This window comes from Cuspidothrix issatschenkoi CHARLIE-1, assembly GCF_002934005.1.
Classification (GTDB): domain Bacteria; phylum Cyanobacteriota; class Cyanobacteriia; order Cyanobacteriales; family Nostocaceae; genus Cuspidothrix; species Cuspidothrix issatschenkoi.
The window spans coordinates 19,772-27,037 of record NZ_PGEM01000016.1 but is presented as its reverse complement, the minus strand read 5'-3'; the positions used below and the strand labels follow the sequence as shown (position 1 = coordinate 27,037).

2 protein-coding genes are annotated in these 7,266 nt (G+C 33.1%); one reads left to right on the top strand and one right to left on the bottom strand.

Annotated features, from left to right (window positions below; genetic code table 11):
• The first annotated feature begins 131 nt into the window (after positions 1-131).
• Complete coding sequence (locus CUN59_RS21860) at positions 132-5,180, top strand: DEAD/DEAH box helicase (protein ID WP_243406844.1); 5,049 nt, start codon at positions 132-134, stop codon at positions 5,178-5,180.
• Between the two features lie 694 nt (positions 5,181-5,874).
• On the opposite strand, the gene CUN59_RS02350 is transcribed toward CUN59_RS21860, so the two are convergent.
• Positions 5,875-7,077 carry a site-2 protease family protein gene (locus CUN59_RS02350; RefSeq protein WP_104386323.1) on the bottom strand — a complete coding sequence of 401 codons (1,203 nt, stop codon included), beginning with the start codon at positions 7,075-7,077 and terminating at the stop codon, positions 5,875-5,877.
• Between the last annotated feature and the right edge of the window lie 189 nt (positions 7,078-7,266).

Below are 7,266 nucleotides of genomic sequence, written 5' to 3'. Positions count from 1 at the left end.
TCTATCCTGATTCAGACAAAAAAAAGACACAAAATCAAACCATCAATTAAACAATAAAATCCTGAAAATCCTCAAATCCTGGAAATCCTGATTCAGACAAAAAAAATCTAAAAAAAAGGAGAAATCTAAAAATGACTATCCAAAAAATATTACATGAATATCAACAAACTTCCACTTCTCCCCGTGAATTAGGGGATAAGTTTGAAAGATTAATGTTAGCTTATCTCAAAACAGATCCCATTTACAAAGAGTATTTTAGTGAAGTGTGGATGTGGATGGATTTCCCTAAACGGGGAAATATGCCAGATACAGGTATTGATTTAGTAGGAATAATCAGAGATACTGGGGATTATTGTGCCATTCAATGTAAATGTTATGATTTAGATTACACTTTACAAAAATCAGATATAGATTCATTTTTCACTGCTTCAGGAACAAATTTATTTAAAAAACGCATGATAATTTCCACTACAAATAAGTGGAGTAAACACGCAACAGCAGCTTTAGAAGATCAACAAATTCCTGTTATTCGTGCTAATATTTTTGATTTAGAAAATAGTCCTATAGACTGGGATAAATTCAGTTTAAAAAATCCTGACAATTTAGAACTTAAACCTAAAAAACAAATTCGTCCTCATCAACAAACCGCTTTATCAAAAGTCCTCGCTGGCTTTAAAACGGGAGATAGAGGTAAATTAATTATGGCTTGCGGTACTGGTAAAACCTTTACTGCTTTGAAAATTGCGGAAAATTTCCCTAGAGACAATAATCTAATTCTGTTTTTAGTTCCTTCTATTTCTTTACTTTCCCAAACTTTGCGAGAATGGACAGCAGAAAGTAATATTAATTTTCATAGTATCGCAGTTTGTTCTGATGTGAATGTGGGTAAAAATAAGAAAAAATCTAAAAATGATGATGTTGCAGATATTACTGTTAATGATTTAGCTTTTCCTCCTACAACTAACGCCGATGATATTATTAAATCCTATCAAACGATTCAAAATAAAAATCAAAAAAACCTAGGGGTAATTCATGAATTACCCCTACAAGATAACACGAATGTAGGGGCAATTCACGAATTGCCCATAGAGGAATTAACCATTATTTTCTCCACTTATCAATCAATTCAAGCAATTTCCGATGCGCAGAAAAAAGGTTTACCAGAGTTTGATTTAATTATCTGTGATGAGGCACATAGAACCACAGGAGTAACTATTTCTGGTGAAGATGAATCTTATTTTGTCAGAGTACATAATCAAGATTTTATCAAAAGCAAAAAGCGTCTTTATATGACAGCAACTCCGAAAATATTTAGTGATGATACCAAAGTCCAGGCACAGGAAAATGATGCTTTTTTATGTTCCATGGATGATGTAGATATCTATGGTCAAGAATTTCATCGGTTAAGTTTTGGAGAAGCTGTCAGCACTGGTTTATTAACTGATTATAAAGTGATGGTCTTAGCAGTTGATGAAAAATTTGTTAGCGCAACTTTTCAACAACAATTAGCAGATGTAAATAACGAATTAAATTTAGATGATGCGGTAAAAATTATCGGTTGTTGGAATGGTTTAGCCAAACGTTTAATTAAAGATGCCCAAGGAGAAGATATAGAAGATAATAACCCCATGAAACGTGCGGTCGCTTTTTCTCGTAGTATTAAAGATTCTAAAAAGATTGTTGATTTATTCGCTGATATTATTAATCAATATCAACAATTAAATCCTGATGATGAAGATTTATTAGAATGTAATTTAGACCACGTTGATGGTACTCAAAATTCCTTAGAAAGAAACGGTAAATTAGAATGGTTAAAAGCTGATACTTCCGCACAGGGTTCTATCTGTCGAATTTTGTCAAATGCGCGGTGCCTATCGGAAGGTGTGGATGTTCCTGCTTTAGATGCTGTGATGTTTCTCACTCCCCGTAATTCTGTGGTAGATGTGGTACAGTCCGTTGGTAGAGTGATGAGAAAAGCTGAGGGGAAAAAGTACGGTTATATTATTTTACCCGTTGGTATTCCTGCGGATATGTCTCCCGATGTGGCTTTAAAAGATAATCAAAAATATAAGGTAATTTGGCAAGTTTTACAGGCTTTACGCGCCCATGATGATAGATTTAATGATACTGTCAATAAAATAGAGTTAAATAAACGTCGTCCTCCCCAAATTGCTGTGGTGGGAGTGGGAGGTAAAACTGAAAATGATGGCAGTTCTCAAAGTGCAAAAAAAGGAAGTTCTTACAAACAATTAGAATTGAATTTTCCCATTGAAGAATGGCGAGATGCAATTTATGCGAAAATAGTTACTAAATGTGGTAATCGTCGTTATTGGGAAGATTGGGCTAAGGATGTAGCGAAAATTGCTGATACTCACACTTCCCGAATTAAGGCTTTATTAGAAAATTCTGAATCGGAAGCTAAAAAAGCATTTGACGAGTTTTTAACCGGGTTACATCAAAATATTAATCCTAATGTAACTCCAGATGAAGCTATTGAAATGTTATCTCAACATTTAATTACTAAACCTGTTTTTGATGCTTTGTTTGAGGGTTACGAATTTACTAAATATAATCCGGTTTCTCAGACGATGCAAAGAATGTTAGATGTGTTAGAAAGTCAATCTTTGCAGAAAGAAGTCAAGACTTTAGAAAAGTTTTATCAAAGTGTGCGAGAACGCGCTAGTGGTATTGATAATGCGGAAGGAAAACAGAGGATAATTATTGAATTATATGATAAATTTTTCCGGGCAGCTTTTCCCAGGTTAGTAGAAAGATTGGGAATTGTTTATACTCCTGTGGAAGTAGTAGATTTTATTATTAAAAGTGCTGATTTTGCTTTAAAACAAGAGTTTGGTGTGGGTTTAACTGATGAGGGTGTTCATGTTTTAGACCCCTTCACAGGAACGGGTACTTTTATGGTGCGGTTGTTGCAAAGTGGGTTAATTAAACCTGAAGATTTACAACGGAAGTTTAGTTATGAGTTGCATTGTAATGAGATTGTTTTATTAGCTTATTATATTGCTGCAATTAATATTGAGGAAAGTTATCATTATTTAACCCAATCATCTGTCATTGCGAGGCAGAATACTAACACAGATAACTTAACTACTCCTACCATAAATACAGCCGAAGCAATCTCATCTCATCACTTAAATCAAGAGATTGCTTCGGGGGGTATTAATGATGAAAGCCAAACTTCAACTGTTAATAACCCCCCTCGCAATGACAATTTAGGAGGGTATCAACCCTTTAATGGTATTGTTTTGACTGATACTTTTCAAATGTTTGAAAATGCAGGTTTTTTGTTAGAAAGTATCTTTCCTGAAAATAATCAACGGGTTATTAATCAAAAGCAAAGGGATATTACTGTAATTATTGGTAATCCCCCTTATTCTGCTGGACAAACAAGCGAAAATGATGGTAATAAAAATTTCAAATATGAAAATTTAGATGAAAAAATTAGAAATACTTATGCTAAATATTCCACTGCTACTTTGAAAAATAGTCTTTATGATTCTTATATTCGCGGTTTTAGATGGGCAAGTGATAGAATTAAAGACCAAGGTATAGTTTGTTTTGTCAGTAATGGTTCATTTATTGATAATAATGCAATGGATGGATTTAGAAAATGTTTAGTAGATGAATTTACTAGCATTTATTGTTTTAATTTACGAGGTAATGCGAGAACTTCGGGAGAACAAAGAAGACAAGAAAAAGGTAATGTTTTTGGTGAAGGTACAAGAACTACTATTGCGATTATTTTCCTAATCAAAAATTCTCATAAGAAGTCAGAAAATAAAGTATTTTATCATGATATTGGTGATTATTTAAGTCAAAAAGAAAAACTAGATATTATTAAAGATTTCGGTGATATTTCTACTATTAAATGGCAAGAAATAACCCCTAATGAAAGTTATGATTGGATTAACCAACGCAATGATGATTTTGAAAGTTTTATGTCATTGGGTGATAAAAAAGATGCAAATACTAAAACTATTTTTGATGTGTATTCAAGTGGTGTAAAAACAAATCGTGATAATTGGGTTTATAATTTCTCTCAACAATCAGTTATTGATAATATGACGAGAATGATTGAGTTTTATAATCAACAAGTTGAAGAATTTAAGAAACATTTAAAAGGTCAAACTTTGAATAATACTGAACAAAGAAAGAAACAAGTAGAAAGTTTTATTGATACTGACTCTAAAAAAATTAGTTGGTCAAGAGAATTAAAATATCATGTAGGTAGAGATATTGAACATTCTTTTAAATCTGATTTAATCACTTGTTCAATGTATCGTCCTTTCTGTAAGCAATGGATATATTTTGATAAAAACTTTAATGATGTACCTGGTAAAATGCCTAAAATTTTCCCAAATCACAACTTAGAAAACTTAGTAATTAGTATAACTGGAATAGCTGCAAGTAAAACATTTTCAGCATTAGTTACAAATTTAATACCAGATTTTCATATGCACGATACAAGTCAATGTTTCCCCTTATATACCTACGAAAAACAAAGCGAACTAGGAGAACTATTTGCAACAGCAAACACAGAACAATACACCAAAAAAGAAAACATCCCCGATAGCATCTTAAAAGAATATCAGCAAAAATATCAAGACAAAACCATCAGCAAAGAAGACATCTTCTATTACATATATGGAGTATTACATTCACCCGAATATAAACAACGCTTTGCATCAGACCTGAAGAAAATGTTACCACGAATCCCCTTTACTGCCGATTTTTGGACATTCAGTCAAGCCGGAAGAGAATTAGCATATTGGCATATAAACTATGAAACCATAGAACCTTATGAATTAGAAGAATTTAAAAAAGAGTTATATTTAGATGACCAAGATTATCAAGTGGAAAAAATGGTATTTGGTAAGAATAAAAACGGCATAGATAAAACTATCATCATCTATAATAGTAAACTTACCCTATCGCAAATCCCCCTAGAAGCCTACGAATATATAGTAAATGGCAAATCAGCCCTAGAATGGATTATGGAAAGGTACAAAGTCACCAAAGATAAAGATAGTGGTATAATTAATGACCCTAACCATTGGTCAGAGAATCCCCGTTATATAGTAGAATTAGTTAAAAGGATAGTCAGAGTAAGTTTAGAAACAGTGAGAATAGTTAATAGTTTACCAGCTTTGAATGAATGGTAATATACAATCTAAAATACAATAAATTCAGGGAATAAATTCCCTGTCTAAAAGCTGAAGTCGGTTAAAACCGACTATTGATTTTTGGTTTATTGATGGCATTTTTAGGATTAATATTCATTGATTCTGATGTTATTTTATATGAGATTTTATCTGATTTTTTAACTTAAAAATGAGAATAAATCCAGGGAATAAATTCCCTGTCTAAAAGCTGAAGTCGGTTAAAACCGACTATTGATTTTTGGTTGTTTTTTGGTTTATTGATGGCATTTTTAGGATTAATATTTATTGATTCTAATGTTATTTTATATGAGATTTTATCTGATTTTTTAACTTAAAAATGAGAGTGCGTTTTAACGCACTTTAGCTATAAGACAGGGAATTTATTCCCTGGCTATTTATTGGCTATTTATTGGCTATTTATTGGCTATTTATTGGCTATTTATTGCCTGTTTATATTGTCACTAATCAGGATAACCACCGATTAAAGGATGTACAGGATAATTTATTTTGTTTACTAAAAGATGATAAAAATAGATTAAATAATAATATAATATCTTTAAATTCTGATACCAACAGAAAATTAAACAATAACAATCCTGGAAATCCTTAAATCCTGTACTTCGACTTCGCTCAGTAACCAGACATCCTGATATGGCTTGCGTCACGCTACGCTATCATACAAAAAATTAATAGTTTATCTGCGTTCAATAACTGATGCAGCTATTACCCCCAACTGTAAACCCGAAGGAAAACTCCCTTCTTCCTTAATACGTTTGATTTCTAAAGAAGTAATTGGTAAATTTAACTTTTCTGCTAATGCTTGTATAATATCCCCTCTATCAATGACACCAGCAACAGCATCCGCAGGAGAAAGAACAGTAATTTGAGATAATTTCTCAACTTCTAATTTATTAATTACCTCTGCAAAAGAAGTAGATTCTACAATAGTAGGAATTGTATTTAGGGGATAAACAATAGTTTGTAAAGTTTTGGTTTCCCATTCACTTCTGTCAATGGTGCGTAAATCATTAATATTCACTAAACCTCGATAACGACCATCAGCAGCAGCAAAATAAACTTGGGGTGCAGTATTTTCCAATAAATACAAATCAGCGAATTCTCGCAAGGTTTGATTAGCATCAACTACCCGAAAATTACGAGTCATGCCATCAGATGCTACTAACTCAAGTAAAGTTTCTTGTAATGTGGTGACATTATCATAGCTTTTGGCATTACGCACCCCAAACCAACCGATTAAAACAATCCATAAACCTGTGATAAAGTCCTTGGTCAAGAAATCAATCACAAATCCTAAAGCGATCGCACTATAACCTAAAATTTGTCCAGACTTTGCTGCTAAGTGTACAGCTTTAAAGCGATCGCCTGTAATTTTCCACAAAGCTGATTTTAACACCTGTCCTCCGTCCAACGGTAAACCAGGAATTAAATTAAATAAAGCCACAACTAAATTAATTCTTGATAAATCTCCCGTCATAGTGCTGAGGGGGTTACTATCAGGAATTACACTTGAACCTAGACGCAGTAATAAAAATAGGATAATACTTACCGCAGGACCAGCGATCGCCACCTGAAAAGCTTGACCGGGAGTTTTTGATTCTTCCTCTATTGCTGCAATTCCTCCAAAGAAAAACAACGTGATCGAATTTACCTTAATTCCTTGGGATTCTGCCACTAAACTATGTCCCAACTCATGCAGTAGCACCGAAGCAAATAATAGCAGTGCCATAATTAAACCAGCACTCCAACCTATGACAGTCCCCCAATATTGGTAAGCAAAGCCAAAATTGAGAGTAGTTAACCCCAAAATTACAAACCAGGAGGGGTCTAAAAATAAAGGAATGCCAAATAAAGAACCGATTTTCCAATTAGTTTGCATCATTATATATTTCCAGAAATTTTTTTATAAATTAGAAATGTAGGCTTATATAGCGGTATGTAGTTGAAAGTGAAACTTAAAAATCATGCAGGATAAGGCTTTCCCTCTTGCCTCCTGCCGCGGTTGGTCAGCGTAGCGTTAGCCATACCACTACCTCTTGCTATAACTCTAGGATAGACAATTTCCCAC

Bases quoted from the DNA above. Each gene is read 5' to 3' on its own strand.
- CUN59_RS21860 (WP_243406844.1), top strand. From the start codon at position 132: ATGACTATCCAAAAAATATTACATGAATATCAACAAACTTCCACTTCT.
- CUN59_RS02350 (WP_104386323.1), bottom strand. From the start codon at position 7,077: ATGCAAACTAATTGGAAAATCGGTTCTTTATTTGGCATTCCTTTATTT.